Origin of the sequence: Selenomonas sp. F0473, from assembly GCF_000315545.1 — a bacterium.
In the GTDB taxonomy this organism is placed as follows: domain Bacteria; phylum Bacillota; class Negativicutes; order Selenomonadales; family Selenomonadaceae; genus Centipeda.
Genome location: NZ_JH992902.1, coordinates 227,696 through 254,060 on the forward strand (window position 1 = coordinate 227,696; position 26,365 = coordinate 254,060).

24 protein-coding genes and 1 tRNA gene are annotated in these 26,365 nt (G+C 58.7%); 23 read left to right on the forward strand and 2 right to left on the reverse strand.

Annotated features, from left to right (window positions below; all coding sequences use genetic code 11):
* The first annotated feature begins 12 nt into the window (after window positions 1-12).
* From recN to HMPREF9161_RS01150, 12 genes are all read left to right on the forward strand, one after another.
* Window positions 13-1,722 (forward strand): DNA repair protein RecN, encoded by a 1,710-nt coding sequence (recN, locus tag HMPREF9161_RS01095; protein ID WP_009727826.1) that lies wholly within the window; start codon window positions 13-15, stop codon window positions 1,720-1,722.
* 8 nt (window positions 1,723-1,730) lie between these two features.
* Complete coding sequence (locus HMPREF9161_RS01100; RefSeq protein WP_009727827.1) at window positions 1,731-2,213, forward strand: DUF4367 domain-containing protein; 483 nt, start codon at window positions 1,731-1,733, stop codon at window positions 2,211-2,213.
* 52 nt (window positions 2,214-2,265) lie between these two features.
* Window positions 2,266-2,341: transfer RNA gene (locus HMPREF9161_RS01105), tRNA-Lys, on the forward strand.
* A gap of 93 nt (window positions 2,342-2,434) precedes the next feature.
* Entirely contained in the window at window positions 2,435-3,193 is a 759-nt protein-coding gene (gene surE, locus HMPREF9161_RS01110; RefSeq protein WP_009727828.1) for a 5'/3'-nucleotidase SurE, read from the forward strand.
* Between the two features lie 134 nt (window positions 3,194-3,327).
* A complete protein-coding gene (locus HMPREF9161_RS01115; RefSeq protein ID WP_009727829.1) occupies window positions 3,328-3,969 on the forward strand; it encodes a bifunctional precorrin-2 dehydrogenase/sirohydrochlorin ferrochelatase in 642 nt (213 codons plus the stop codon).
* Window positions 3,944-5,263: a glutamyl-tRNA reductase gene (gene hemA, locus HMPREF9161_RS01120; protein ID WP_009727830.1), complete on the forward strand. Its 1,320-nt coding sequence runs from the start codon at window positions 3,944-3,946 to the stop codon at window positions 5,261-5,263. The genes HMPREF9161_RS01115 and hemA overlap by 26 nt, the downstream gene beginning before the upstream one ends.
* Window positions 5,223-6,158, forward strand: a complete 936-nt coding sequence (gene hemC, locus HMPREF9161_RS01125) for a hydroxymethylbilane synthase (RefSeq protein WP_009727831.1) — start codon at window positions 5,223-5,225, stop codon at window positions 6,156-6,158. The genes hemA and hemC overlap by 41 nt, the downstream gene beginning before the upstream one ends.
* Window positions 6,155-7,678: a uroporphyrinogen-III C-methyltransferase gene (cobA, locus tag HMPREF9161_RS01130; protein ID WP_009727832.1), complete on the forward strand. Its 1,524-nt coding sequence runs from the start codon at window positions 6,155-6,157 to the stop codon at window positions 7,676-7,678. Before hemC ends, cobA begins: the two co-directional genes overlap by 4 nt.
* A complete protein-coding gene (hemB, locus tag HMPREF9161_RS01135) occupies window positions 7,669-8,640 on the forward strand; it encodes a porphobilinogen synthase (protein WP_009727833.1) in 972 nt (323 codons plus the stop codon). The genes cobA and hemB overlap by 10 nt, the downstream gene beginning before the upstream one ends.
* Window positions 8,641-8,654: 14 nt before the next feature.
* Window positions 8,655-9,974, forward strand: coding sequence for a glutamate-1-semialdehyde 2,1-aminomutase (gene hemL / locus HMPREF9161_RS01140; RefSeq protein ID WP_009727834.1), 1,320 nt, complete (start codon window positions 8,655-8,657; stop codon window positions 9,972-9,974).
* 179 nt (window positions 9,975-10,153) lie between these two features.
* On the forward strand, window positions 10,154-11,809 hold the full coding sequence (locus tag HMPREF9161_RS01145) for a polysaccharide biosynthesis protein (RefSeq protein WP_009727835.1): 1,656 nt from the start codon (window positions 10,154-10,156) through the stop codon (window positions 11,807-11,809).
* A complete protein-coding gene (locus HMPREF9161_RS01150) occupies window positions 11,806-12,690 on the forward strand; it encodes a diacylglycerol kinase family protein (RefSeq protein ID WP_009727836.1) in 885 nt (294 codons plus the stop codon). Before HMPREF9161_RS01145 ends, HMPREF9161_RS01150 begins: the two co-directional genes overlap by 4 nt.
* A gap of 15 nt (window positions 12,691-12,705) precedes the next feature.
* On the opposite strand, the gene HMPREF9161_RS01155 is transcribed toward HMPREF9161_RS01150, so the two are convergent.
* On the reverse strand, window positions 12,706-13,929 hold the full coding sequence (locus HMPREF9161_RS01155; RefSeq protein ID WP_009727837.1) for an ATP-binding protein: 1,224 nt from the start codon (window positions 13,927-13,929) through the stop codon (window positions 12,706-12,708).
* Complete coding sequence (locus HMPREF9161_RS01160; RefSeq protein ID WP_009727838.1) at window positions 13,926-15,185, reverse strand: nucleotidyltransferase family protein; 1,260 nt, start codon at window positions 15,183-15,185, stop codon at window positions 13,926-13,928. The genes HMPREF9161_RS01155 and HMPREF9161_RS01160 overlap by 4 nt, the downstream gene beginning before the upstream one ends.
* A gap of 143 nt (window positions 15,186-15,328) precedes the next feature.
* Here HMPREF9161_RS01160 and mnmA point away from each other — a divergent pair, with 143 nt between their 5' ends.
* The 11 genes from mnmA to gatB all read left to right on the forward strand — a co-directional run bounded on the left by mnmA (window position 15,329) and on the right by gatB (window position 26,350).
* Entirely contained in the window at window positions 15,329-16,426 is a 1,098-nt protein-coding gene (gene mnmA, locus HMPREF9161_RS01165) for a tRNA 2-thiouridine(34) synthase MnmA (protein ID WP_037348517.1), read from the forward strand.
* Between the two features lie 27 nt (window positions 16,427-16,453).
* Entirely contained in the window at window positions 16,454-17,503 is a 1,050-nt protein-coding gene (locus HMPREF9161_RS01170; protein ID WP_009727840.1) for a hypothetical protein, read from the forward strand.
* A 9-nt stretch (window positions 17,504-17,512) separates the two neighbouring features.
* Complete coding sequence (locus HMPREF9161_RS01175; RefSeq protein ID WP_009727841.1) at window positions 17,513-18,406, forward strand: NYN domain-containing protein; 894 nt, start codon at window positions 17,513-17,515, stop codon at window positions 18,404-18,406.
* Window positions 18,407-18,418: 12 nt separating this feature from the next.
* The gene (locus HMPREF9161_RS01180; RefSeq protein ID WP_009727842.1) at window positions 18,419-18,817 is read left to right on the forward strand and encodes a DUF3783 domain-containing protein; all 399 of its coding nucleotides are present in this window, start codon (window positions 18,419-18,421) and stop codon (window positions 18,815-18,817) included.
* 18 nt (window positions 18,818-18,835) lie between these two features.
* Window positions 18,836-19,777 carry an ABC transporter substrate-binding protein gene (locus tag HMPREF9161_RS01185; protein ID WP_009727843.1) on the forward strand — a complete coding sequence of 314 codons (942 nt, stop codon included), beginning with the start codon at window positions 18,836-18,838 and terminating at the stop codon, window positions 19,775-19,777.
* On the forward strand, window positions 19,777-21,231 hold the full coding sequence (locus tag HMPREF9161_RS01190) for an aminotransferase class I/II-fold pyridoxal phosphate-dependent enzyme (protein ID WP_009727844.1): 1,455 nt from the start codon (window positions 19,777-19,779) through the stop codon (window positions 21,229-21,231). The genes HMPREF9161_RS01185 and HMPREF9161_RS01190 overlap by 1 nt, the downstream gene beginning before the upstream one ends.
* 3 nt (window positions 21,232-21,234) lie before the next feature.
* On the forward strand, window positions 21,235-22,089 hold the full coding sequence (gene speE / locus HMPREF9161_RS01195) for a polyamine aminopropyltransferase (protein WP_009727845.1): 855 nt from the start codon (window positions 21,235-21,237) through the stop codon (window positions 22,087-22,089).
* Entirely contained in the window at window positions 22,076-22,957 is an 882-nt protein-coding gene (gene speB / locus HMPREF9161_RS01200) for an agmatinase (RefSeq protein ID WP_009727846.1), read from the forward strand. The genes speE and speB overlap by 14 nt, the downstream gene beginning before the upstream one ends.
* 184 nt (window positions 22,958-23,141) lie before the next feature.
* On the forward strand, window positions 23,142-23,432 hold the full coding sequence (gatC, locus tag HMPREF9161_RS01205) for an Asp-tRNA(Asn)/Glu-tRNA(Gln) amidotransferase subunit GatC (RefSeq protein ID WP_198002149.1): 291 nt from the start codon (window positions 23,142-23,144) through the stop codon (window positions 23,430-23,432).
* A 12-nt stretch (window positions 23,433-23,444) separates the two neighbouring features.
* Window positions 23,445-24,911: an Asp-tRNA(Asn)/Glu-tRNA(Gln) amidotransferase subunit GatA gene (gene gatA, locus HMPREF9161_RS01210; protein WP_009727848.1), complete on the forward strand. Its 1,467-nt coding sequence runs from the start codon at window positions 23,445-23,447 to the stop codon at window positions 24,909-24,911.
* Window positions 24,908-26,350 carry an Asp-tRNA(Asn)/Glu-tRNA(Gln) amidotransferase subunit GatB gene (gatB, locus tag HMPREF9161_RS01215; protein ID WP_009727849.1) on the forward strand — a complete coding sequence of 481 codons (1,443 nt, stop codon included), beginning with the start codon at window positions 24,908-24,910 and terminating at the stop codon, window positions 26,348-26,350. Before gatA ends, gatB begins: the two co-directional genes overlap by 4 nt.
* Window positions 26,351-26,365 lie beyond the last annotated feature (15 nt).

The window sequence follows — 26,365 nt, forward strand, 5'->3', positions numbered from 1 at the left end:
GGAGGAAGCGTTTTGCTGAAAAGCCTTCGCGTATGGAATTTTGCGCTTCTTGAAGAGGTCGCCGTAGAGTTCGGTGCCGGACTCAATATCCTGACGGGCGAGACCGGTGCGGGGAAATCGATCCTCATCGACGCGCTCGGCGCGGTCCTTGGACAGCGCATGTCGACGGATGCCATTCGCAGCGGCTCCGACGCTCTCCGTGTGGAAGCCGTTTTTTCACTCGACGATGCGGCGGAAGAACTTCTTTCCCTGCTCAAAGCACAGGAGATCGACTGTGAGGATGACGATCTCATCATTCTGCGTAAAGTTTCCGGAAACGGGAAGAGTTCGGTCCTCGTGGGCGGAAGCCATGTGACGGTGTCTTTCCTGCGCAGCATCGCGCCCTATCTCATGGATATTCACGGGCAGAACGAAAATCTCGCATTGCTGCGGGAAGACAGTCAGCGACATTTGCTGGAAGACGGCGACGCCGCGCTTGCCGAATGTCTGCAGGCATACCGCAGCGTATATCACGCGTGGAAGGAAAAGCGTGCGCTGCGTGCAGACCGTGCGGATAAGGTACGGGAAATCGGCGAGCGGATCGATATGCTGCGCTGGCAGGAGCGTGAGATTGCAGAGGCCGAGCTGTGCGAGGGAGAGGACGAGGAACTCGAAATGGAGATACGGCGCCTCTCGCACACCGAAAAGCTTGTGGAGTATGCGGCCGAGGCGACGGCGCGGCTCAGTGAGGACGGGACTGCGGGCATGGCTGTTCTGACCGCACTCGCGCAGGTACGCCGCGACCTCGACGAGATTGCGCGGTACGACGACAGCCTATCGAATGCGCAGAGCATGATCGAGGAGGCCTATATCTCCCTGCGGGAGGCGTCCTATGAGGTGCGCGACTACTGCGAGAGCCTCGACGCGGATCCCGCACGGCTGGACCGCATACAGATGCGTATGGATGTGATCGAGCGTCTTAAAAAGAAATACGGCGGCACTGTTGCCGCCGTTTTGGCACGGCTCGCATCAGTGCGTGCGGAACTGGAGGCGGCCGACAATTACGATGTCGATATGGCGCAGCTCGAAAAGGAAATTGCCGCGCTTGAAAAGCGTCTCGCCGAACGTGCGGCGGAATTAACCGCGCGGCGGCAGGAGGTCGGTGCGCGTCTCTCTGCCGATATTGCGCGGGAACTGCAAAGCCTCGGCATGAGCAAAGCGCGGTTTCAAATCGTCGTCACACCAGAGGATCAGTATACGAACGGCGGAGCCGACAGCCTCCGCATGCTCTTTTCCGCCAATGTCGGCGAAGAGGAAAAGCCGCTCGAAAAAGTTGCTTCGGGCGGTGAACTTTCGCGTATCGCGCTTGCGATCAAGGCGATTGTCGCCGCGCGCGATACCTCCGGCGCGAGCATGGTCTTTGACGAGATTGACGCGGGCATCGGCGGGCGGACAGCTCAGATGGTTGCCGAACGCATTGCCTACGTCGCGCGGTACAAGCAGGTGCTCTGCATCACGCATCTGCCGCAGATCGCCTGCATGGCGGACGAGCACCTCTATATCTCGAAGTCGGTCAAGGGCGATGCAACCGTCACGCAGGTGGATTCCCTCGGCGAGGAGGAGCGGACGCGCGAGATTGCGCGCATGGCCTCGGGGGACGATGTGACCGAGGCGGCGCTCGCAAACGCGCGCGAGATGCTCATGAACGCCCGGAAGAAACGGGCGGAGTTTCGGAAGAAATGAGGAACGCAATGAAAAAATATCATGTGAAGCGCGTCCTGCTGACAGGCCTTGCCGCCGCACTCTTCTTTGGAGGGGACGGACATGTGCAGGCAGCGCCGTCGCCGCTCGTCGAATACGCGAGCGTACGGGATGCGTGGGCGGTGGTCGGACTGCCCGTCTATACGCCGACCCTCCTGCCCGTCGGCTATGTGCAGAAGGACATTATCGTCATCGACAATCGGCTCGCCGAGATATTCTACCGCAATGAGGCCGGCAAGGAGATTCTCTTCCGGATGGCGAAGGGGGATTCCGACATCAGCGGCAACAACAATGTCTACGAGGTGAATAAAGTCGTCCAGGTCGGCCGCCAGTACATCCGCGTCAAAGGAACGGAGAAACGCGTCAGCCTCGCCCTCTGGGCACGCAATGGATATACCTTTTCCATCTCGTTTGAGGAACCCGTCTCCGTCGAGGCGGTACAGGCCATCGTCGATACGATTCCGTGGCAATAAGACTTGACATGCCGCGCATGCCTGCACTATAATAGCCCTGCGTGTAAGCCAAGACTCACTAGCTCAACTGGCAGAGCAACTGACTCTTAATCAGTAGGTTCACGGTTCGATTCCGTGGTGGGTCACCATGTATGGTATCCGCCGCGGCGGTTTTAGAGAGAAGCAGGTTGGTATCGCCAACCTGCTTTTCGTATATTGTGATCTTGTTTGGAGGGACCTTTGTGAAGATTTTGATCCTCAACGACGACGGCGTGGCGGCGGAGGGCCTGCGGACGCTTGCGCGCAGCCTTTCCGCGCGGCACCGTGTGACAGTTGCCGCGCCGATGCACCAGCAGAGCGGCACGTCGCATGCGCTTACGATCGGAAGTGCGATTGAGGTGCGTGCGGACGAGACGTTTGATCCGGCGCATGACATAGAGGCATGGGCCATCGATGGAACGCCCGCCGACTGCGCCAAGCTCTATCTCGACGCGGTTGCGGAGGAACAGCCGGACGTCGTGCTCTCGGGGATCAATCACGGAGCGAATCTGGGGACGGATGTGATCTATTCGGGGACAGTCGGCGCCGCGTTCGAGGGGATCTTTCACGGGATTCCGTCGTTTGCGCTTTCCCTGCCCGAGGGAAGCGCTATCTCCTTTGCGGAGGCGGCGGCATATTTCGAGCCGTTTATGGAGAAAATCTTAACGGCGTACGATCAGCCGTTCCTGCTTAATATCAACTTCCCGCAGCGGTTAGCGGACGATACGCCGCAATTCATGTTCTGCCGACAGGGCGGCCGCGACTACGTCAATGCTTTCGAACGCATCGAGGAGAACGGGCGCGTTCATTATAAGGTCGCGGGAGAGATATCCGATACGGACAAAGGGGAAGGAACGGACATCCATACGGTGGAGCACGGGTATATCGCGGTGACGCCGCTCGGTGTGGATATGACGGATCATTCGCAGCTGACATGCTTTGACAATGAAATATGGAAATAAATATCTTAGATATGGCTTGTTGATAATTACTATAAAGAGCAGAGTTTGTGTCTTCTGCTCTTTTTTTTTGCCGACTTTTGCGGTATAATATGTGAATATGAACATCATTCATATTTTATATGGGAGGGAGCGTCTTGCTGTATCCGCTGAATATTGATCTAACGGGGCGGCGCATCGTTGTCGTCGGCGGCGGAACGGTGGCGGAGCGCAAGGTACGAGGGATTCTTGCGGCGGATGCGGGACCTTTCATATCGATGATTGCGCCGGAGGCGACGGCGGGGCTGCGCGTCCTCGCGGAGGCGGGGCGTATCGTTTGGCAATGTGAGAGATATGCGCACGGGATGCTGACGGGCGCGTTTCTCGTCTATGCCGCGACTGATGCGCCTGCGGTCAACGCCGCGGTCGCCGCAGAGGCGGAGGAAATCGGCGCGCTTGTCAACGTGATCGACGATGCGGCGCGTTCGGATTTTCAAGTGCCGGCGACACTGCGGCGCGGCGATCTTTTGCTGACCGCCTCAACGGGCGGCGGCAGTCCTGCGCTCGCGCGGGCGATACGGATGGAGCTTGAGCAATTCTATCCGCCTTCTTTTGAGATATGGATGGAACGTGTCGCCGTACTGCGTGCGGAGATGCGGAAGGCACTTCCGACGAGCAGGGCGCGCACAGAATTTTGGCGCGTTGCGTTGGGGGCCGATATTTTGTCGATGGTTCGAGACGGAGAGTTGGAGAAAGCGGAGGCTGAGTTACGACATGCGGCTCTTGACATTAGGGCTTAATCATAGAACGGCGCCTGTAGAGGTGCGCGAGCGCGTTTCGTTCTCGCGCGAAGATCTGCGCTCGGGACTTGTGAATTTGGGAGAGTACGACGGGCTGAACGGTCTGGTTGTGCTCTCTACCTGCAATCGGACGGAGTTCTATGCCGCCGTGGAGGATCATACGCGCGGCGCCGAGGCGCTGCGGCAGTTCCTGAGCGATTTGACGCAGGGCGGGGAGAGTCTGGACGAATATCTATATACCTATACGGACGAGGCCGCGGTGACGCATCTTTTCCGCGTGGCGTCGAGTCTCGATTCTCTCGTCCTAGGCGAAGGGCAGATTCTCTCGCAGGTCAAAGAGGCCTACGCCGTCGCGCGCGAGGCGGGGGCGACGAGTACGGTGCTCAATCTCCTCTTTCATCGGGCGATTGCGACGGGAAAGCGTGTGCGTACGGAGACACGCATCGCATACCGCTCCGTATCGGTCAGTTACACGGCGGTGGAGCTGGCGGCATCATCGCTCGGAGGGCTCGGCGGGTGTAGCGCGCTGATTTTCGGCGCGGGCAAGATGGCGGAGCTGACGGCGGAGCATCTGCGCGCACATGGGATTGAGACGATTTATGTGGCAAATCGCCACCTTGACCGTGCCGCGCGGCTTGCCGAGCGCATCGGGGGCACGGCGATTCCCTTTGACCGCGCGATGGAATGTGCCGTCGGCGTCGATGTTATCGTCACTTCGACCGGAGCGCCGCATTATGTCGTCAAGGCATGGGAGGCGCGCCGTCTGATGGCGCGCCGGCATGGGAAGAAAATCTTCTTCATCGATATTGCGGTGCCGCGCGATGTGGATCCTGATGTGACGAGCATCAAGGGTGTGGAGCTCTACAATATCGATGCGCTCGAGGCTGTGGTCGACGAGCACCTGAGCGAGCGTCAAACGGAGGCCGTCAAGGCGGAGCGCATTGTGCGGGAGGAGGTCGCGTCTCTTCTGGAGCGGTTTAAATATCTTTCCTTTCAGCCGCTGATGGCGCTCCTATCGAGGCGCTGTGAGCGGATTCGAGAGCGCGAAATCAAGCGTGTGAGCGCCAAACTTCCGGATCTTTCGGAGGAAGAGGAGCGGCAGGTCGATCATATGAGCCGTATGATTGTGCGCAAGATCCTGCGGATCCCGATGATGAAACTGCGGGCATCGGCGGGTACCGCAGACGAGGCGTTTTACATTGCGGCGATGAGGTCGCTCTTTAAACTGGATGCGATAGGAGAGACGGGGACAAGTGAGCAGCGGCACAATCACTATCGGTACGCGGGCAAGTAAGCTCGCGCTGTGGCAGGCGGAGCACATTGCGGGAGAGCTGCGCCGACATCATCCCTCTCTTGCGGTCGTGTTGAAAAAAATGACGACGAAGGGGGATAAAATCCTCGACGCGCCGCTCGCGAAAATCGGCGGCAAGGGACTCTTTACAAAGGAACTTGAACAGGCGATGCTTGCGGGCGAGATCGATCTTGCGGTGCACAGCCTGAAGGATATGCCGACGGAGCTGCCCGCGGGGCTCGTCATCGGCGCGATTACGGAGCGGCTTGATGCCGGCGACGCCTTTGTCAGCAATCGCTACGGTGCGATAGAGGAGCTCCCCGCGGGTGCGGCGGTAGGGACGTCGAGTCTGCGCCGACGCGCGCAGATCCTCGCCGTGCGCCCCGACCTGACGCTGCGCGACCTCCGTGGGAACGTGAATACGCGTCTTGAAAAGCTCGATGCGGGCGAATTTGACGCCGTCGTGCTTGCCGCGGCGGGACTGCGGCGGCTGGGGCTCGGCGACCGCATCCGCTCGGTGCTGCCGCGCGCGATGATGCTGCCCGCCGTGGGTCAGGGGGCGCTTGCCATTGAGTGCCGCGCGGGCGATACGGAGATTCTCGCCGCCATCGACTTTCTGCGCGATGCGAATATGACGGCGGCAGCCGCAGCGGAGCGCGCCTTCCTCAGCCGCGTCGAGGGGGGCTGTCAGATTCCCGTCGGCGTTTACGCCGAGATGGGAGAGGGAAATATGCTGCATGTGGATGCCATGATTGCCTCCGTGGACGGGATGCGCGTCTGCCGTTCCCGCGCGTCGGGGCGGGCGGAACAGGCGGCTCAGATTGGCGTCTCTCTTGCAGAGGAACTGCTCGATGCGGGCGGACGTGAGATTTTGAAAGAGATAGGAATTATCGTATGAACGGAACAGTTTTCCTTGTCGGCGCGGGCCCCGGGGATCCACGTCTTTTGACCGTCGGCGCGATGGCGTGTATGAAACGCGCGGATGTCGTCGTCTACGACCACCTCGCCGATGAGGGAATTCTTTCTTATGCGTCCGCGGACGCAGAGCGCATTTATGTCGGAAAGCAGTCCTGCAAGCACACGATGCGCCAAGAGGATATCAATGTGCTTCTCGCCGAGAAAGCGGCCGAGGGAAAGACGGTCGTCCGCCTCAAGGGCGGCGACCCGTTTGTCTTTGGCCGCGGGGGCGAAGAGGCGCTCCTCCTGATGGAGCGCGGCATTCCCTTTGAGGTATTGCCCGGCGTGACCTCGGCGGTCAGTGTGCCCGCCTATGCGGGCATCCCTGTCACGCACCGCGGCGTCGCAGTGTCGTTTGCGGTCGTTACGGGGCACGAGGACCCGAGGAAGGCGCAGTCCAGCATTCGCTGGCAGCACCTGGCAACGGGGGTGGATACGCTCGTCTTTCTCATGGGCGTTGCCAATATCCCAGAGATTACCAAAAACCTGATTGAGAACGGACGTCCCGCCGAGACGCCCGCGGCCATCATTCGCTGGGGGACGCATCCGGAGCAGGAGACCTACGTCACGACGGTGGGCGACGCGGCGGAGACACTGCGCCGCGAGGGCATCCGCCCGCCCGCGATCTTCATTGTGGGCAATGTGGTGAAATTGCGTGAGCACTTGCGCTGGTTTGACCGTCCCGCCACGCGCCCGCTCTTCGGCAAGCGGATTCTCGTGACGCGCGCGCGCGCGCAGGCGTCGGCGCTCACGGAGAAACTCACGGCGCTCGGCGCCGCCTGCATCGAGGCGCCCGTCATCCGTATCGCGCCGCCTGCGGACGGTTATGCGGCGCTCGATGGAGCGATTGCGGAGCTCAATGCGTATCACTGGCTGATTTTTACGAGCGTCAACGGTGTGGAGCATTTCTTCGCGCGTCTGCGCGCGGCGGGGAAGGATACGCGCGCGCTCGGCTATGCCAAAGTCGCCGCAATCGGCTCCGCGACGGCTGAGGCGCTGCGCTCGTTCGGCATCACCGCCGACCTCATTCCCGAGGAGTTTCGTGCCGAGGCTGTGGCTGAGGCGCTGCGCCCCATCCTGCCGCCGCGTGCGCGCATTCTCCTGCCGCGCGCGCAGGAGGCGCGGGACGTGCTCCCCGATACGCTGCGCGCGCATGGCGCGACGGTGGATGTAGTGGCCGTCTATGAGACCGTTCCGGAGACGGAGAGCGGCGCGGAACTGGCCGAACGCATGATGCGCGGAGATATCGATATCGTGACGTTTACAAGTTCCTCCACGGTGAAGAACCTCGTCAAGCTGCTCGGCAACATCACGCCGCTGCAGCAGACGAAGATTGCCTGTATCGGACCCGTGACGGCGGACACCGCGCGTTCGTTTGCGCTTGCGCCCGATATTGTGGCGGAGGAATATACGATTGACGGCCTCGTATCGTGTATAAAGGAGTATGTGCAATGCATATGATTCAGCGGCCGCGGCGCCTGCGCATATCTGCCGGCATGCGTGACCTCGTGCGTGAGACGGAGCTCTCACCGCGCGATTTCGTCTACCCGATTTTTGTCGTTCCGGGGGAGCATATCAAGGAAGAGATTCCGAGCATGCCGAACTGTTTCCACTACTCTGTGGACAATGTGGCGGCGCTCGCACGTGAAGTCGCCGCACGCGGGATTCCCGCCGTGGAGGTGTTCGGGCTGCCCGCCTATAAGGACGAGATTGGGTCGGGCGCATGGGATGTGACAAGCCCCGTACAGCGGGCGATTACGGCAATCAAGGAAGCGGTTCCGGAACTTCTCGTTGTGGGCGATGTCTGCCTCTGCCAGTACACGAGCCACGGGCACTGCGGCGAACTGAACGGCCAATATGTGGACAATGACGCGACGCTGCCGCATCTCGTTCAAACGGCGGTCAGTCAGGCGCGGGCGGGAGCGGATATCGTGGCGCCGTCCGATATGATGGACGGGCGCGTTGCGGCCATCCGTGCGGGGCTCGATGCCGAGGGCTTTATCAATACGAGCATCATGAGTTATGCGGTGAAATATGCCTCCGGCTACTACGGCCCCTTCCGCGACGCCGTCGACAGCGCGCCGTCCTTCGGCGACCGCAAACAGTACCAGATGGATACGGCGAATGTGCGCGAGGCGCTGAAAGAGGCCCGGCTCGACTGCGACGAGGGGGCGGACATTATCATGGTAAAGCCCGCGCTCGCCTATCTCGATGTTGTGCGCAGGGTCTACGAGGCAACAGAGCGTCCGATTGCGGTCTATAACGTCAGCGGCGAGTATGCGATGGTGAAAGCCGCCGCCGCAAACGGCTGGATCGACGAGCGGAAGATTGTGCTGGAAACGCTGACGAGTATGAAACGTGCGGGAGCGAAGATCATCATCACCTACCATGCGCTCGACGCGGCGGCATGGCTCAATGCGTGAGGAGGAAGCCGACGATGCGGAACACGAACCGGTCCAAAGCGGCCTTTGACGAGGCGAAACGATATATGCCGGGCGGGGTGAACAGCCCCGTCCGCTCCTTTGCGAATGTGGGCGGGAATCCGCTCTTTATCGCGCGCGCGGAAGGAGATAAAATCTACGACATCGATGGGAACGAGTACATCGACTACGTCGGTTCGTGGGGGCCGATGATTGTCGGACACGCACACCCGCAGGTGATTCGAGCGCTGCAGGAGGCGGCGGCACGCGGCACGAGCTACGGTGCGCCGACCCTCGCCGAAACGGAACTGGCGCAGCTTGTGCAGACCGTCTATCCGTCGATTGAAGTCATCCGCATGGTAAACTCGGGAACCGAGGCAACGATGAGCGCCCTGCGTCTCGCACGCGGTTATACGGAGCGGAACAAAATCGTCAAGTTCGTCGGCTGCTATCACGGACACAGCGACAGCCTGCTTGTGAGCGCCGGCTCCGGTATGGCGACCTTCGGTGTGCCGAGTTCGCCGGGCGTGACGCCCGGTACGGCGGCAGACACAATCGCCGTACCTTACAACGATAAAGAGGCGATTCGCTCCGTCATGGAGCGCGAGGGCGATACGATTGCCGCCGTTATCGTCGAGCCCGTGGCGGGCAACATGGGACTCGTTCTCCCGCGGCAGGGCTATCTCCCTCTCCTGCGGGCACTGACGGAGCGCTGCGGTGCGCTGCTCATCTTCGATGAGGTCATGTGCGGGTTCCGCGCGTCGCTCGGCGGCGCACAGGCGGCGTACGGCATCCGTCCCGATCTCACCTGTCTCGGCAAGATCATCGGCGGCGGACTTCCCGTCGCGGCCTACGGCGGGCGCCGCGACATCATGGAGCGCATCTCGCCCGCAGGTCCCGTCTATCAGGCGGGCACGCTTTCGGGCAACCCGCTCGCCATGACGGCGGGCATCGAGACGCTCAAGATCATCACGGCGGAGCCGGAGGATGGGGCGGCAGACTACAGCAGAGAGCTGACGCTCAAGACAAAGAACCTTCTGCTCGGCTGGCAGCGCATCGCCAAAGAATACGACGTTCCTATTTGCGCGCATCAGGCGGGATCGATGTTCGGCATCTTCTTTACGGATCGTGAGGTCTATAACTACGAGGATGCCGTCGCGGCCGACCAAGAGGCCTTCCGTATCTGGTTCGAGACGATGCTGGACGAGGGGATTTACCTCGCGCCGTCCCAGTTCGAGACGATCTTCATGTCGGGGGCGCATACGGACGCGGATATCGACCGTACAATTGCGGCCGCGGAGAAGGGGTTTGCAGCAGTCAAAGGAGCACGCGCTTAATATCTTGTCAAATGACCTCCCGTATACGGCAAAAAACTGTATCGGGAGGTTTTTGTTTTGAGAAAAGTCCGTCACTATGCTGTTCTTCACATTGCTACGGGGGCAACCATATGCTATAATTTAGGGGCAAAACGTATCAATTATTTTGTCGGCTGACATGCAATATTATCATTGAGGCGGTGTTTCTCATTCGTGAGATAGATGTTGCTGAAGGGAAAAGCAGCAAGGGAGAATCCTTCCTCAAAGGAACCTTTGTCCTGACGATCGCGGGTTTTGTCGTCAAGGTCATCGGCTCGCTCAATTGGATCTTTGTGTCCCGTATTCTCGGCGGCGAGGGTATCGGGCTGTATCAGATGGCTTTTCCCATTTATTTTTTTGCCATGACGGTCTCGCAGGCGGGCGTACCCGTTGCGATCTCCATCATTACGGCGGAACGCGTGGCGCTGCGGGATATCTACGGTGCGAAACGCGTTTTTCGTATCTCCATGATGCTCATGGTGCTGACGGGACTATTTTTTTCTGTTCTGACATATTTAGCGGCGGACTGGCTGATCGACTGGCAGTTCATCCGCGATGCCCGTGCCTATAAGGCCGTGGTCGTGCTTGCGCCGACGGTCTTTTTTGTGACCCTGCTTGCCAGTTCGCGCGGCTATCTCCAGGGATGGCAGCGCATGACGCCGACGGCAGTCTCGCAGATCGTGGAGCAGATTTTCCGCGTCGTGACGATGATCGTGCTGGCGAGCCTTCTCATGCCGTGGGGACTGGACTATGCGGCTGCCGGTGCGTCGCTTGGCGCGCTTGCAGGTGCGGTGACGGGGCTGATCGTCCTCGTTTATTTCCATATCAAATTGGAGCGAGATATCGCGCGCGACTACGGCACGGACCTCGGGCCGCTGCCGGGCGCGGCATATGAATCGCGGCGCTCCATCATCAAGCGCATATTTAAGCTGTCGCTGCCGGTGTCGGCGGCGAGCATTATGCTCCCTGTCGTTTCGAATCTTGATCTCATGATCGTACCGCAACGTCTCGAGGCGGCGGGGTACAGCGTCAGCGAGGCGACGGAGCTGTTCGGGTATCTGAACGGTATGGCAGTGCCGCTCGTCAATCTTGCGACGATACTCACGGCGTCGATGGCGATGAGCATTGTGCCCGCGATCTCAGAGTCGCGTGTGCTTGGAGATAAAAAGCGTGTCTACGATCAGACGGCGGCGTCGGTGCGCATTTCGAACTTTGTCTGCTTTCCGGCATTTGTCATTGTCTTTATGCTCGCGACACCGATTTCAAGTTTGATTTACAACGCCCCCGGCGCAGGGCCCGCCGTGATGATCTCTGCGGTGAGTATCATCCTGCTCGGTCTGCATCAGGTCTCGACGGGAATCCTGCAGGGGCTCGGTCATCCGACGATTCCCATGGTGAATATGATTCTGGCGGCGGCGGCCAAGGTATTCCTCAACTGGCAGCTGACGGCGATCCCGTGGCTCGGCATCATGGGGGCCGCGTGGGCGACGGCCGCCGATATGGGCGTTGCAGCGCTCATCAATCTGTACTTTATTTACCGCTTTATCGGTTATCGCATCGAGCTGCTGCAGCTTCTCAAAACGATATGTGCGGCGGGGATGATGGCGGCATCCGTTTACGGATTTTACACATGGACGCTCGCTTGGTGGGGGATCGCCGCGTTATCGACGTTTGGTGCGGTGCTTTTTGGAGGCATCGTTTACGTCACGGCGATGATTCTCCTGCGGGGGCTGATTGAAGATGATCTGCGGCGTCTGCCGATGGTCGGTACGATGGGGATTCGTTTTTTGCAGCGTATTGGGGTTTTTAAGCCATGAAAAGACTCGGACTGATTTACAACCCCGTTTCGGGGAACGCACTGTTCAAGGGGAAATTAGACTGGCTGATCGAGGCGTTTCAGCATCATGGGATAGCGCTCTGCCCCTATCGGACGCGCGGCGGCGCCTTGGACAACATCGACCGCTTTCTGACCGAGGTGCGTCCGGACGGCGTGCTCGCCGCAGGCGGCGACGGTACGGTGCATGCCGCCGTCAATGCAATGTTTGCAGCCGATGTTGACATACCGCTCGGCATTCTTGGCAGCGGCACATCGAACGATTTCGCGACGTATCTTGGGATCCATGAAGACTGGGAAGGATATATCGAGCGGATTGCGGCGGGGGAAGCGCGCCGCGTGGATTTGGGACTGCTCGAGGATACCGGCCGCTATTTCGTTAATGTCGTCAGCGCAGGCATGCTGACCGGCATTGCGCACGAGGTGAAGTCAATCTATAAAAATGCGCTCGGCAGAGTGGCGTATTATCTGAAGGGCATCGGCGAGATTCCTCGGCTGAAATCGTTTCCCGTGCGCATTACGGCGGACGGAGATACCTATGAAGAAGAGATATTCCTCTTTGTCGTGGCAAACAGCCCCGTCGTGGCCGGGATGAAGCGCATCGGTACGGATATCGCCGTGGATGACGGGATGCTTGATCTGCTTGCGGTTAAAAAAATAGGTCTGCCGCAGTTCATGTCTGTTGCGGCAGACCTGTTTGCAGGCAAACCCATTACTGAAAAAGAGAGTATTCTGCACATTCGTGCGAGATCCTTCGATATCCGGACGGAACAGGAACTATGCAGCGATCTCGACGGAGAATGGGGCCCGGCGCTTCCGCTGCATGTGCGCACGGTCCCGCTGGCACTTTCCGTCTATTGTTGATCACCGTTTACAATATCAGCGTTCTCCTAAGTAATGTGCGACAAACTGCTGCGCGGTACGCCCGCTGCGGCCGCTGTGTGTCAGTTCCCATCGAAGGCCGGCAATATGCAGTTCTTCTTTTGTGAGTTCGATGCCTTTTTGCTTCAGCAGATAGTCGATGATCGCGAGGTACTCGTCCTGATCCGGCATATGGTACTGGATAATGAGACCGAAGCGGTCGACGAGAGAGATGGTCTCATGCATCGTGTCGTCACGATAGAGCTCGTCTTGTTCACGGTCATGCCACGTCTCACGGACGAGATGGCGCCGGTTGGAAGTCGCGTAAAGACGGACATTCGGCGGGCAGGATGAGACGCCGCCCTCGATAGCGGATTTGACTATCTTGAACTCCGCGTCGGAATCCTCGAAGGAGAGATCGTCGAGGAAGATGATGAATTTCTTTCCGGCAAAACGGCGCAGGTATGTCATGATATCGGGGAGTTGCTGCAGCTGATCCTTCGTGACCTGCAGCAGGCGCAGTCCCATGTCGTCATACATGCCGGCGAGCGCCTTGACCGCCGTGGACTTTCCCGTGCCGCGCGCGCCGACGAGAAGCACGTGGTTCGCCGGTTTTCCCTCGACGAATGCACGCGTGTTGCGGATGAGCTGCTCTTTTTGCCGTTCATAACCGATAAGATCATTCATGGACGGCCGTTCAAAGTGCTCGATGCCGCGGATGGTATTTTCGGCGGCATCCCAACGGAAAGCCGTGTAATCGGCAATATCTCCATAGCCGTATTTGGCGTAGAAAGCGAGGAGGATCTCGGCGTATTCCGCGGGCGCGTTCGCAGCCTCAACGCCGGGGAAGAGAAAATCCTCGGTTTTTCCATACACGCTCTGCGTCGGCTCGTAATTATCTAGGGCTGTTTCACCAAGGAATGCGCTTGTCGGCAATGTGAGCAAAGGCCAAAGTACGCTAACGTCATGATAAAACAGATCTCTGAGACTGTTTCCCGGGGGCAGATCGGTCCCTTCCATCATCTCTGAAACGAGATTCGGCCTGCGCGTGAGGATATAAAGCAGATAGCGGGGGAGCAGGTTCCCGCTGAACCCGAGCCGCTCCGCATTTGCAATCAATCGGGACGCACATTGTGCCTTGGCCGTCGCGTCATCCGCACGGGCATCAAGGAACGAGAGCGTCGGGTCGCTCCGCAGGAAGTCGAGCACAAGGAGATCGGACAGATTAACATTATGGCTCATGATATTTGTCCTTTCGGTATCGATGTAAGCGCACACGGAGATGTGATGAAATCGGTGCGCGGATGTTTTTCTCTCGGCATGGTCAGCAGCCGCAGCTCCGTCGCCAATGTGTCGAAGGAGAGCATCTCCTGAAGCAGAGAGCCTTGCTCCATCGTCGATCTCTCGTCTGAGGTTAAAAACGCCGCCGTGCGTGTGACGACGGGGAGCTGCGAACATTTCTTGATGCGGCGCAGCAGGGCTTGACCGCGCGTATTGAATGCGAGCGGCCGAATGTAGGCTGCGCCGCGAACGTCAAAGCGTTTTGCTTGCGCCTCCTTGAACCGCGTCAAAAGATGGATGACGAGACGTGCGATGCGACTGCGCGGATAGCGTTTCGTCGTTGCGACCGTGAGCAGATTATCATAGCTATGTGTGACTTGTGCCGCCCGGCAGAGGCGGTTTTCGACCCCTTCCGTGATCCCGCAGATCTCCCGCAGCGCGGCACTGCGCTCTGTGAGGAGCGTATAGCGGAGCAGCTGCAGTAGCATATCTTCGGAAGGCAGTCCCGTTTCGTACGCTGCTTTTAGATCTGTATATACCGGTGGTATAACGGCGTCTCGCAGCAGGCTCCACGGCGGCGTCCCCCCGGAGAGCGCCGCACGAATCGACGAGGCGCTCGTGATGTGCGCATGGAGCATCGCATCGTTATGCCGAACTCCCTTGCGCGGGATCGCGACGGGCACGATCTCAGGCGCGCTTTGCCGCAGTGCGCGCAAATATTCGACGGCAAGGATGTTGTTCGGTGCGCGCAGTATATCCTCCGCAATATCCGTCGATGCCAGAGCGCGCGACAGTGCCGCGGCATACGAGTCGCCTGCTCCAATGTGTTTGTGCAGACGATCTTGAACCCGCTCCGTATCGATCAATATCGCGGCTTTCAGGAGCAAATTGATATCCGATGTTTCGGTTCCGAAGGCAAGGCGGTCGATGATACCGAGACCGCGCAGGAGGGAAACGGCGCCGCGTGCGAAGTCCTGCGCGCTGCGGCAGGCAAAGACAAAGGGGAGCTCAAGAACGAGATCCGCGCCGCCCGCGACGGCATGGCGCGCGCGTGTCCATTTGTCGAGAACGCACGGCGCACCGCGCTGCGTAAAGCTGCCGCTCATGAGGGCGACGATGCCGTCCGTCGCGGGGAACATACGGCGCAGCTCGTCAATCTGATACCGATGCCCGTTGTGGAATGGATTATATTCGGCGATGATGCCGATCGTGTGCATGACATTCCTCCCCTCGGTTAACTTAACCCTTAGTTTAGCAAAAAAAATCTCATTTGTGTAGAGGCTTTGGAACAAATACTACATCTTGTATTTTCCTATGGCGAATGATATACTAAACGAAAAATTAGGAGGACATCGTGTCAGTGGAGCGGACAAGGGAAAAAGAGCGTGTGGTCGTCGCCATGAGCGGCGGCGTCGATAGTTCTCTGGCGGCGGCGCTGCTGCTGGAGCAGGGCTACGACGTCGTCGGCGTGACGATGCGCCTTTCCGATGAAAACCGCGATATCGATCCCGAAAACGACCGGAGCTGCTGCTCTCTCAGCAGCGTGGACGATGCGCGCCGCGTCGCGGACGTGCTCGGTATCCCGCATTATGTCATGGACTTTACGGCACCGTTCCGGACATCCGTCATCGACTATTTTTTGGACGAATATCTGCGCGGGCGCACGCCGAACCCCTGTATTGCCTGTAACCGATATATTAAATTTGAAGGGCTGCTGCATAAGTCTGCGGAGCTTGGCGCCGCCTATGTTGCGACGGGGCATTATGCGCGTATCGACGACGCCAGCGGGCGCTGGCGTCTGCGCAAGGGGAAGGATTCGGAGAAGGATCAGTCCTATGTGCTCTATCATCTCAATCAAGAGACGCTCGCCCGTGTGCTGCTGCCGCTCGGCGATTTTGACAAGGCGTCGACGCGCCGCATGGCGGAGGAGTATCGCCTGCCCGTCGCACATAAGCCGGAGAGCCAGGAGATCTGCTTCGTGCCGCGTGACGACTATAAGGCCTATATGAAAGAAAAGCGGCCGGGGCACTCGATGCCAGGCGATATCGTCGATCGATCGGGGAATCTTTTGGGGCATCACGAGGGCATTTCCTTCTACACAATCGGTCAGCGGCGGGGGCTCGGCATCGCGGCGCCGCAGCCGCTCTACGTCACGGCGCTTGATGCCGAACGCAACCGGGTCGTCGTGGGGGGGGCGGAGGACGTCTACGCGAAAGAACTCGTGGCATCTGATCTTAGTTGGACGATGTGGGACACACTGAGGGAGCCGCGTACGGTACGTGCAAAGATCCGGTATGGGAAACGGGAGGCCGCCGCGAGGCTCATACCGGATGCGAACGGCGGACTGCGCATTTCCTTTGCCGAACCGCAGCGGGCGGTGACGCCGGGACAGTCCATCGTATTTTATGACGGAGATATCGTACTCGGCGGCGGCGTCATTGACACGGTCGCCCGATAACGCGTTTTAAGGGGAGAGGAGGTCGGCATGATGAGCCGAGGCGCAAAGATAAAGATCGCTTGCTTCATATTGCTCGGCGTTGCAGTCCTGTTTGCAGGTCTCTTTTGGTATTTTCGTGTCCATACAAAAACGCCGACGTATGCGCTCAGCGCCGTTGAAAAGGCCCTGGACCGGAACGACGAGAAACTCTTCCTGCGCTATGTCCGATTGGACGATGTGCTTGATCAAGCCTACGACGATTTCATGGCGGGGACGATTGCCGTGGATTTCGGGCGGACACGCGAAACGCCCGCGGGCTTGGATGATTTCGCTAAGATGCTCAAACCCGCCTTTACCAAGATGGTGCGGGATGCCGTCGAAACACGCCTCGTGTCGGGGGAATTTCCGGCCGTCGATCAGACGGATGACGGCGCGGATGCGGAGAATATCCTCTCGCGCATCGGCCTTCGGGATCTGAGTTTCCGTGAGATCACGGCGCTGTCGGCGGACGAAAAGGCTCGGACGGCGACTGCGGACGTACTCGCGCACCAGGGCGAGGCGGATGCGGACTTTACCTTTAAAATTGAACTCGCTCCCTCTGACGAGGGGGACTGGCAGGTGATACGCATCGGTAATGTGCGCGAATACGCCGTCTTTTTGGGACAGGCGCGCCGCGCTCGTGTGGAGGACTACCTTGCGGAGACGAACGCGATCATTGAACGGCATGATCAAAGCGTGCGTTCCGCGCAGCTGCGGCTCTATAGTTCGTTGTCGATAGGAACGCTTGGAAATCAATCGACGCGGGATATGGCACGCAGGATTATGGAGCAGGATATCCTGGCGGATTGGCGGCAGCGCAAGGAGGAACTCTCTTCCGTATCCGTTCCCCGCAGTATGCAGAGCCTCCAGCAGCTCCGGCTGAAGATCTGCGATCTGCATATCGCGTATGCCGAAGGCTATGCCGCATGGATGACGGATAAGAACGCGGCGACGATCCGTACGGCCGAGAGCAGTCTCCGTCAGGCCGAAGTGCTCGAAGCGGAGGAGGCGTTCCTCGCGCAGCGTGCGAAGCGGCCGTTTGGTGACAGAATAGAGTGAGGGAGACATATGACGCTTGATTCGAGCAATGACACAGTGGCGATCCTTTACGATATTGAGAACGCCCCCATTGAAATGCTCCGGTATACCATCGACAAGGCACAGCGCTATCAGCCCTGTCGGATGATCGTCGTTTCCGATTGGGAGGCGCATCCGGAGCAGAAACGATGGGATCGCCTCATGCAGTACCCGGATTTTACCTTTCGGCAGATCAGCCGGACATTTTATGGGAAAAATTCTCTGGACTCGGCACTCTATGATTCCGCGCAGATTCTCTATCAAGAGGGGGTACGCAAATATTTTATCATCACAACGGATTCCGATTTCGTACGCATTGCGGAATCGTTGAACGCGCAGGATCCGTCCTATATCATCGGAGTGGGAACCAAACAGGCAAGCGAGGATTTGCGCAACGCGTACAACGAGTTCTTCGTCTATCCGCCCGAGCGCAGGCCAAAGGGGCGGTCCGCGGAGAAAAAAGCAGAGGATCAAAATACGGAGGTGGACAAATTGGCAAAGAAAAAACCGGAGGATAAAACGGGAAAGAACGGGCAGAAGCCCGCTGCAGATAAAGTTACCGCAAAGACGGAGCAGAAAAAACAATCGGCGAAAGTAAGCGCGGGGAAGAAGACGGAAAAACCGGCCGCAGAAGCAAAGCCCGTCAAGGAAGCGGCAAAGACCGCCGCTCAGACGAAAAAGAAAACGCAGACCAAGGCGGCCTCTGTGAAAACAACCGCCGCGCTGGCCGAACCTTCCGCTCGGGCATCCGCAATGAACGGCGTTCTCACCGTGCGTCTGCCAAAGACTTTACGAACATCACTCGAACAAAAGATGCGCGAGGAGGAGGTTTCTATCGACGAACTTGTCACCTATCTCCTGATGCGCGGTCTGTCGGTGAAGTAACGGAACGGCGTCATGGCGAAGAAAGCGGAGCGCGTCCTTCTCTATCAATTCCCATCGAAGCATCTGCCGGCTGCGGAGGAGGCCCTGCGTACTTTGGGGATTCGCGTAGAGCTGCTGCCCGCAGACGCATGGCGAGAGAAGATCGGATATCTGCTCGGACTTAAAGGCTATCGGCCCGCAGTGCCGACAGACGGCGTACATTTTGATTTCCCCCATGAAGTTATGCTGCTCGAGAATATCAAGGGAAAGCGGCTCGCGAAAGTCCTCGCCGCCCTTGCTGATGCGGGCGTACCTCGGATTTCTTACAAATCATCGGTGACGCCGTACAATACGCTGTGGACGCTGCGCTACCTGTGCGAACATATGGCGCATGAACACGGCGCCGCGGCGGCGGCGCAGGCGGACGAATAGTGTAAAGGACTGTATGAGATGAAAAAAATTCTTGCGGCAATCGCCGTATTTGGGATGTTCCTAACCCTTGGCTGCGGCGCAAAGACGGAGCAAAAGGCTGAGGTGCTGCCAAAGCTCACCATCGGTCTCATGCCCGATACGGATTCGATACCGTTCATCATTGCGGCGCAGCAGGGATATTTTGCAGCAGAGGGCATTGAGGTAGAACTCATGCCCTTTAAGAGTGCAATGGAACGCGATGCCGCGCTCCAGAGCGGGAATCTCGACGGCGCGGTTTCCGATCTGCTCGCCGTCATCTTTGCGCGTTCCGGCGGATTTGCCGTTCATGCGGCATCCTATACGGACGGCAGCTACAACCTCATCGCCGGCGGCAGTACGGGCGTCACATCGGTCGCGGAGCTGCGCGGCAGGGAGGTTGCGATTTCGCGCAATACCATCATCGAATATGTGACGGATGAGATTCTCGCCGCGAACCGGATGAGCGAGCAGGATATCTCGAAGGTCGTGATCCCCCAGATTCCCGTACGTCTCGAAATGCTTCAAAGCGGAAATCTCGACGCGGCTCTTCTTCCCGAACCGATGGCAAGCGTTGCCGTAGCATCAGGCGGGCGTTACATCACGGGCTCCGGAGAACGCGCCATCAACCCCGGCGTCATGGTATTTACAGACGCTGCGCTCCAAGACAAAAAAACGTCTATACAAGCAATGTACCGTGCCTATAATAAAGCTGTGCAGTATCTGAACAATACGCCTCGAGAGGACTATATCGATTTCGTAATGGAGAAGAGCGGATTCCCTGCGCCCGCACGAGACGCGCTGCAGCTGAAACCCTATCGGACTGCCGGACTTCCCGAACAAAAAGACGTTGCTGAGGCGGTACGCTGGGTGCAGAGCAAAGATCTGGCGGGGGCATACGGGTACGACGATCTTGTCGTAGATATTCTGTCGGAGAGCAAGTAATGCCGTATCTTTCGCAGGAGCGTGCGCCCATTCGGGAAGCGCTCGAGCGTATGAAACGTGCGCGCCTGGTGCCCTTCGATGTGCCGGGACATAAGCGTGGCAGGGGGAACCCGGAACTCGCCGCATTCCTCGGCGCTCCCTGCCTCGACGTCGACGTCAACTCGATGAAGATGCTTGATAACCTCTGCCATCCTGTCTCCGTGATTCGGGATGCGGAGACGCTCGCGGCCGAGGCGTTCCGCGCCGCGCACGCATTCTTCATGGTGAGCGGGACGACGGGCTCTGTGCAGGCGATGGTGCTCTCTGCGGTCGGGCGCGGGGATAAGATTATCATGCCGCGCAATGTGCACCGCAGCGCAATCAATGCGCTGATTCTCTGCGGCGCGGTTCCCATCTACGTCAATCCGGGCATCGACGACACGCTCGGAATCGCGCTTGGGATGCGCGCGGAGGACGTCGCGGCGGCGATTGCGCGGCACCCTGACGCCAAGGCGGTCTTTGTCAACAATCCAACGTACTATGGCATTTGCTCGAACCTCCGCGCGATTACGGAACTTGCGCACGCGCGCGGGATGAAGGTGCTCGTGGACGAGGCGCACGGGACGCATCTCTATTTCAGCGACCGTCTGCCTGTGGCCGCTATGGATGCGGGCGCAGATATGGCGGCAATCAGCATGCATAAATCCGGCGGGTCCCTGACGCAGAGCTCCATATTGCTCTGTGCCGATACGATGCCGCTCGGCTATGTGCATCAGATTATCAATATTACGCAGACGACGAGCGCGTCCTACCTGCTGCTCGCGAGCCTTGACATCAGCCGCAGGAATCTCGCGCTGCGCGGGCGCGCGGTCATCGATAAAATCATCGACCTCGTCGACTATGCGCGGGACGAAATCAATGCCATCGGCGATTACTACGCCTATGGGCGCGAGCTGATGGACGGCGGCGCGGTATTTGATTTCGATACGACGAAACTCTCCATTTTCACGCGTCCGACGGGGCTCGCGGGCATCGAGGTCTACGATATCCTGCGCGACGACTATGACATTCAGACGGAGTTCGGCGATATCGCCAATCTGCTCGCCTATGTGTCCGTCGGCGACCGGCCGAAGGATATCGAGCGGCTGGTCGCCGCGCTCGCGGAGATTCGCCGCAACTACCGCAAAGACCCCGCAAAGACACTGCGCATGGAGTATATGGAGCCCGTTGTCGTATGCGGGCCGCAGGATGCGTTCTACGCGGAGAAAGAATCCCTGCCCATTGCGGAGACGGCGGGGCGCATCTGCACGGAGTTCGTCATGTGCTATCCGCCCGGTATCCCCATCCTCGCACCGGGAGAGAAGATTACGGAGGAAATCCTAACGTATATCCGCTACGCGAAGAAAAAAGGGTGCCAAATTACGGGACCGGAGGATATGAGCATATGCCGGCTCAACGTTATGACGGAGAGGTGAACGATGGAATTTTGGTATACGGAGCAGCATACGCCGGATGTGCATTTTTCCATCCGCGTGGAACGTCAGCTTTACAGCGGACACAGTGAGTTTCAGCGCATCGATATTTTTGATTCGCGCGAGTTTGGGCGGTTTTTGACCCTCGACGGCTACATGATGCTCACGGAGAAGGACGAGTTCATCTACCATGAGATGATGACGCATGTGCCGATGTGCGTGCATCCCGATGCGCAGAACATCCTCGTAATCGGCGGCGGCGACGGGGGGACGGTGCGCGAGCTGCTCCGCTATCCGTCCGTTCGGCATATCGACCTCGTGGAGATTGACGAGAAGGTGGTCGAAGTCTGCCGGAAGTACCTGCCGTCCGTTGCAAGCGGTCTCGGCGATGCGCGCGTTACGATTCACTACGAGGACGGTCTGCGGTTCGTGCGCAAACCCGTGAGCGCCTATGACCTGATTATCGTCGATTCGACGGACCCCTTCGGTCCGGGCGAGGGGCTGTTCACAAAGGAGTTCTACGGGAACTGTTTTAAGGCGCTGAAGGACGATGGCATTATGGTGAATCAGCATGAGAGCCCGTTTTACGAGCAGGATGCCTATGCGATGCAGCGCATGCACCAGCGTATCGTTCAGTCTTTTTCCATCAGCCGCGTCTATCAGGCACATATCCCGACCTATCCGTCGGGGCATTGGCTGTTCGGTTTTGCCTCGAAGAAATATCATCCGGTCGAGGATGCGGCATGGGAACGATGGAAAGCACTCGATATTCCGACGCGCTACTACAATACGCAGCTGCATGCGGCGGCGTTTGCTCTGCCGAACTATGTGGAGGAGATACTAGAAGATGTGGAACCGTAATGTGGAGACCTTCCTCGGCTGCGACGATGCCTATGAGGACAGCCATATCGTACTCTTCGGCGCGCCGTTTGATTCGACGACCTCTTACCGCCCCGGCACGCGGTTTGCCGCGCGCACGATGCGTGCCGAATCCTATGGGCTCGAGACCTATAGTCCCTATCAAGATTTAGACCTTGAGGATGCGCGTGTGTTTGACGGCGGCGATTTGGAGCTGCCCTTCGGGGATACGCCGCGCGCGCTCGGAATGATTCGGGATTTCGCCGCCGAGGTGCTGACGGACGGCAAACTGCCATTTCTCATCGGCGGCGAGCACCTCGTGAGCCTGCCTGCGATTGAGGCGGCCGCGGAGAAATATCCGGACCTTGCCGTTATTCATTTTGACGCGCATACCGATTTGCGCGAGGAGTATCTCGGCAATCGCCTCTCGCACGCAACTGTCATCAGGCGCGTATGGGACAGGCTCGGCGACGGCCGCATCCATCAGTTCGGCATCCGCAGCGGTGAGCGCGCCGAGTGGCAGTGGGCGCGCGCGGGACATACGAATCTGCATGCCTTTAATTTTAGCGGACTCTCTGATGCCATTGCAGCCGTCAAGGGGCGTCCGGTCTATCTTACCATCGACCTCGATGTGCTCGACCCGTCGGTATTCCCAGGGACGGGGACGCCTGAAGCGGGCGGCGTGACCTTTGCTGAACTCATGAAGGCGGCGCTCTCCGTCATTCACGGCTGCCGCCTCGTCGCCTGCGATATGGTCGAACTCTCCCCGCCGCTCGATGCGAGCGGGGTATCCACCGCAACCGCGCTGAAACTCCTGCGCGAGATGCTGCTCACGCTGGAGGAGGAGTTCATCCGGCCTCAAATGATTTGAGTAATTCTCTTTGAATCTCTCTGCGTATGTATTGCTTTGCATGCGCGGGGAGTTTTTCATTGTGATATTTTCTCCGCTATGGTACATTTCTGCGAAAACATCATGCCAATACGGATTTCGATTTGATAGGGGCGCGGCGATTTGCTATAATAACTAGGATACTCCAATGAAAGACGGTGAAGGTATGAATGTGACGGAAAACGATTTGGAACGGACGGCGCGGCTCTCGCGCCTCGCCATCCCCGCGGATGAAAAAGAGGATGCGCTCGCACGTCTCGGCGACTTCCTCTCCTATGTGGATAATCTTTCCGGTGTCGATACGGAGGGCGTGCAGCCGACGACGTACGCGCTGCCGATTGAGAACGTGTTCCGCGCCGACGAGGTGTGCCCGTCGCTCCCGAACGAGGCGGCGCTGTCGAATGCGCCGCTGCAGGAGGACGGCTACTTCAAGGTACCGAAGGTACTGGAAGGATAAGGAGGGACAGTCTTGAGTCTATACGATAAACCGGCGCATGTCCTTCACGATATGCTGACGCGCGGCGAGATTGGCGCGCGCGAGCTCACCGAAGACGTTCTCGCACGGATGGACGCCGCAGAGCCGCAGGTCGGCGCATATCTCCTAGAGACGCGCGAGACGGCGCTCGCACAGGCGGATGCCGTCGATGCAAAGATTGCAGCGAAGGAAGAGATTCCTTTTCTCGCGGGGATTCCCGGCGTGGTCAAGGACAATATCTGTATGCAGGGCATGCGGACGACGGCTGCGTCGAAAATCCTTGAGACCTTCGTCCCGCCCTACGATGCGACGGTTGTGACAAAGCTGCGCGATGCCGATGCGGTTGTTCTCGGCAAGGCGAATATGGACGAGTTTGCGATGGGCGGTTCGACGGAGAACTCCGCCTACCGACCGACGCATAATCCGTGGGACACGGCGTGCGTCCCCGGCGGTTCGTCGGGCGGCAGTGCGGCGGCTGTTGCGGCAGGAACGGCGATATGGGCGCTCGGTTCCGATACGGGCGGTTCGATTCGCCAGCCCGCGTCCTTCTGCGGCATCGTCGGTCTGAAACCAACCTACGGGCGCGTCTCGCGCTATGGACTCATCGCATACGCCTCCTCCCTTGACCAAATCGGCCCTCTCACGCGTGACGTCACGGATGCCGCGCATCTGCTGAATATCATCGCGGGGCATGACGTAATGGATGCAACGGCAAGCAAAGAACCTGTCCCTGACTATACAAAGGCACTGATAGGCGAAGTCAAAGGGCTGAGAATAGGGCTCCCGAAGGAATACTTTATCTCCGGTATGGATGCCGAGGTAGAGGCGGCTGTCCGCAAAGCGATTGCAGATTTTGAGGCAATGGGGGCCGAGGTGCGCGAGATATCTCTGCCGCATACGGACTACGCGGTTGCGGCCTACTATCTCATTGCGCCCGCGGAGGCGGCGACGAATCTTGAGCGCTACGACGGCGTAAGCTACGGTGCGCGTGTTGATGGGGAAGACCTCGTCGATATGATGACGCGCACGCGTACGGAGAAGTTCGGCGCGGAGGTCAAGCGCCGCATCCTCATCGGCAACTACGCGCTCTCGGCGGGATACTATGACGCCTATTATCTCAAGGCGCTCAAGGTGCGGACACTCATTCAGCAGGACTTTACGCGTGCGTTTGAGCAGGTGGATGTCATCATGACGCCGACGGCGCCGACGACGGCATATCGGCTTGGAGAAATGGAGAACCCGCTGCAGATGTATTTACAGGATATATCCACCGTACCTGTAAATCTTGCAGGACTGCCGGGGATTTCTCTGCCGTGCGGATTCACTGCCGCGGGGCTGCCCATCGGCCTTCAGATTATCGGCAAGCCCCTTGCGGAGAAGACCATCCTGCGCGCGGCATTCGCCTATGAACAGGGGCACGACTACCATACGAAAATGGCGCCGATTGGAGGGAACGCATGAGATACGAAACCGTCATCGGCCTTGAGATTCACTGCGAGCTCAAGACGCATACCAAGATTTTCTGCGGCTGTGCGACTACGTTCGGCGCCGCGCAGAACACGCATGTCTGCCCCGTTTGTCTCGGTCTGCCGGGCGTCCTGCCCGTCGTCAACCGCCGCGTTGTAGAGTTCGCAATCAAGGCGGGGCTTGCGACGAACTGCACCATCAACCGGTACAGCAAATTTGACCGCAAGAACTATTACTATCCCGATTTGCCGAAGAATTTCCAGACGTCCCAATACGATTTGCCCATCGCGGAGCACGGCTGGGTCGACATCGATACGGAGGCGGGGAAGAAACGGATTCGCCTGACGCGTATCCATATGGAGGAGGACGCGGGGAAACTCGTCCACTCCGGCACGACGATTAAGGATTCCGCAACGTCGAATGTGGACTACAACCGTACGGGCGTGCCGCTCCTAGAGATTGTCTCGGAGCCCGATATGTCCTCGGCCGAGGAAGCGCGCGCCTATATGGAGAAAATCAAGGCGATTATGGAGTACATCGACGTCTCCAACTGCCGCATGGAGGAGGGCAATCTCCGCGCGGACATCAACGTATCGCTGCGTCCGGCCGGCTCCGATGCGCTCGGTACGCGCACGGAGATGAAGAACATCAACTCATTTAAGTCGCTCGAAGAGGCTATCAACTACGAGGTGGAGCGCCAGACAGAGGTGCTTGAGGACGGCGGGCACATCGTTCAGGAAACGCGCACATGGGACCCTGAGCGCGGCATCACGGTCTCCATGCGCAGCAAGGAAGAGGCGCACGACTACCGCTACATGCCGGAGCCGGACTTGCCGCCGATAGTTACCTCGGCGGAGGAGATTGAGGCGATTCGCGCGGCGCTGCCGGAACTCCCCGACGCCCGCCGTGCGCGTCTGATGGACGAGGCGGGGCTCTCCGCTTACGATGCGGGCATCATTACGAGTTCGCGCGCGATGGCAGAGTATTACGATGCCATTACGGCGACGGGGGCGGATGCGAAACTCGCGGCAAACTGGCTGATGGGGGATTTGTCAAAGAACCTCAATGCCGAGGGACTGACGATTGAACAGTCTCCCGTCGACGCCAAGCGCCTCGGCGAGATGATTCTGCTCATCTCGAAGGGTACAATCTCATCGAAGATTGGCAAGACCGTGTTCAAGGAGATGTGGACGTCGCCCGATGCGCCGGCGCAGATTGTAAAGGACAAAGGTCTCGTCCAAATCACCGATACGAAGGAGATTGAGGACATCGTCGAAAATGTCATTGCCGCCAACGCAAAGGCGGTCGACGACTATAAGGGCGGCAATAAGAAGGCAATCGGCGCGCTCGTGGGACAGGTGATGAAACAGTCCAAGGGCAAGGCGAATCCGCAGATGGTGAACGAACTGCTCGCGAAAAAATTGGACGGGTAATTCTATATATCTAAA

Bases quoted from the DNA above. Each gene is read 5' to 3' on its own strand.
- HMPREF9161_RS01155 (WP_009727837.1), bottom strand. From the start codon at position 13,929: ATGAGCCATAATGTTAATCTGTCCGATCTCCTTGTGCTCGACTTCCTG.
- hemA (WP_009727830.1), top strand. From the start codon at position 3,944: ATGCGGCTCTTGACATTAGGGCTTAATCATAGAACGGCGCCTGTAGAG.
- HMPREF9161_RS01170 (WP_009727840.1), top strand. From the start codon at position 16,454: ATGATGAGCCGAGGCGCAAAGATAAAGATCGCTTGCTTCATATTGCTC.
- speB (WP_009727846.1), top strand. From the start codon at position 22,076: ATGTGGAACCGTAATGTGGAGACCTTCCTCGGCTGCGACGATGCCTAT.
- HMPREF9161_RS01150 (WP_009727836.1), top strand. From the start codon at position 11,806: ATGAAAAGACTCGGACTGATTTACAACCCCGTTTCGGGGAACGCACTG.
- HMPREF9161_RS01190 (WP_009727844.1), top strand. From the start codon at position 19,777: ATGCCGTATCTTTCGCAGGAGCGTGCGCCCATTCGGGAAGCGCTCGAG.
- HMPREF9161_RS01160 (WP_009727838.1), bottom strand. From the start codon at position 15,185: ATGCACACGATCGGCATCATCGCCGAATATAATCCATTCCACAACGGG.
- HMPREF9161_RS01180 (WP_009727842.1), top strand. From the start codon at position 18,419: ATGGCGAAGAAAGCGGAGCGCGTCCTTCTCTATCAATTCCCATCGAAG.
- hemL (WP_009727834.1), top strand. From the start codon at position 8,655: ATGCGGAACACGAACCGGTCCAAAGCGGCCTTTGACGAGGCGAAACGA.
- HMPREF9161_RS01185 (WP_009727843.1), top strand. From the start codon at position 18,836: ATGAAAAAAATTCTTGCGGCAATCGCCGTATTTGGGATGTTCCTAACC.
- cobA (WP_009727832.1), top strand. From the start codon at position 6,155: ATGAACGGAACAGTTTTCCTTGTCGGCGCGGGCCCCGGGGATCCACGT.
- hemB (WP_009727833.1), top strand. From the start codon at position 7,669: ATGCATATGATTCAGCGGCCGCGGCGCCTGCGCATATCTGCCGGCATG.
- gatB (WP_009727849.1), top strand. From the start codon at position 24,908: ATGAGATACGAAACCGTCATCGGCCTTGAGATTCACTGCGAGCTCAAG.
- HMPREF9161_RS01100 (WP_009727827.1), top strand. From the start codon at position 1,731: ATGAAAAAATATCATGTGAAGCGCGTCCTGCTGACAGGCCTTGCCGCC.
- gatC (WP_198002149.1), top strand. From the start codon at position 23,142: ATGAATGTGACGGAAAACGATTTGGAACGGACGGCGCGGCTCTCGCGC.
- speE (WP_009727845.1), top strand. From the start codon at position 21,235: ATGGAATTTTGGTATACGGAGCAGCATACGCCGGATGTGCATTTTTCC.
- HMPREF9161_RS01175 (WP_009727841.1), top strand. From the start codon at position 17,513: ATGACGCTTGATTCGAGCAATGACACAGTGGCGATCCTTTACGATATT.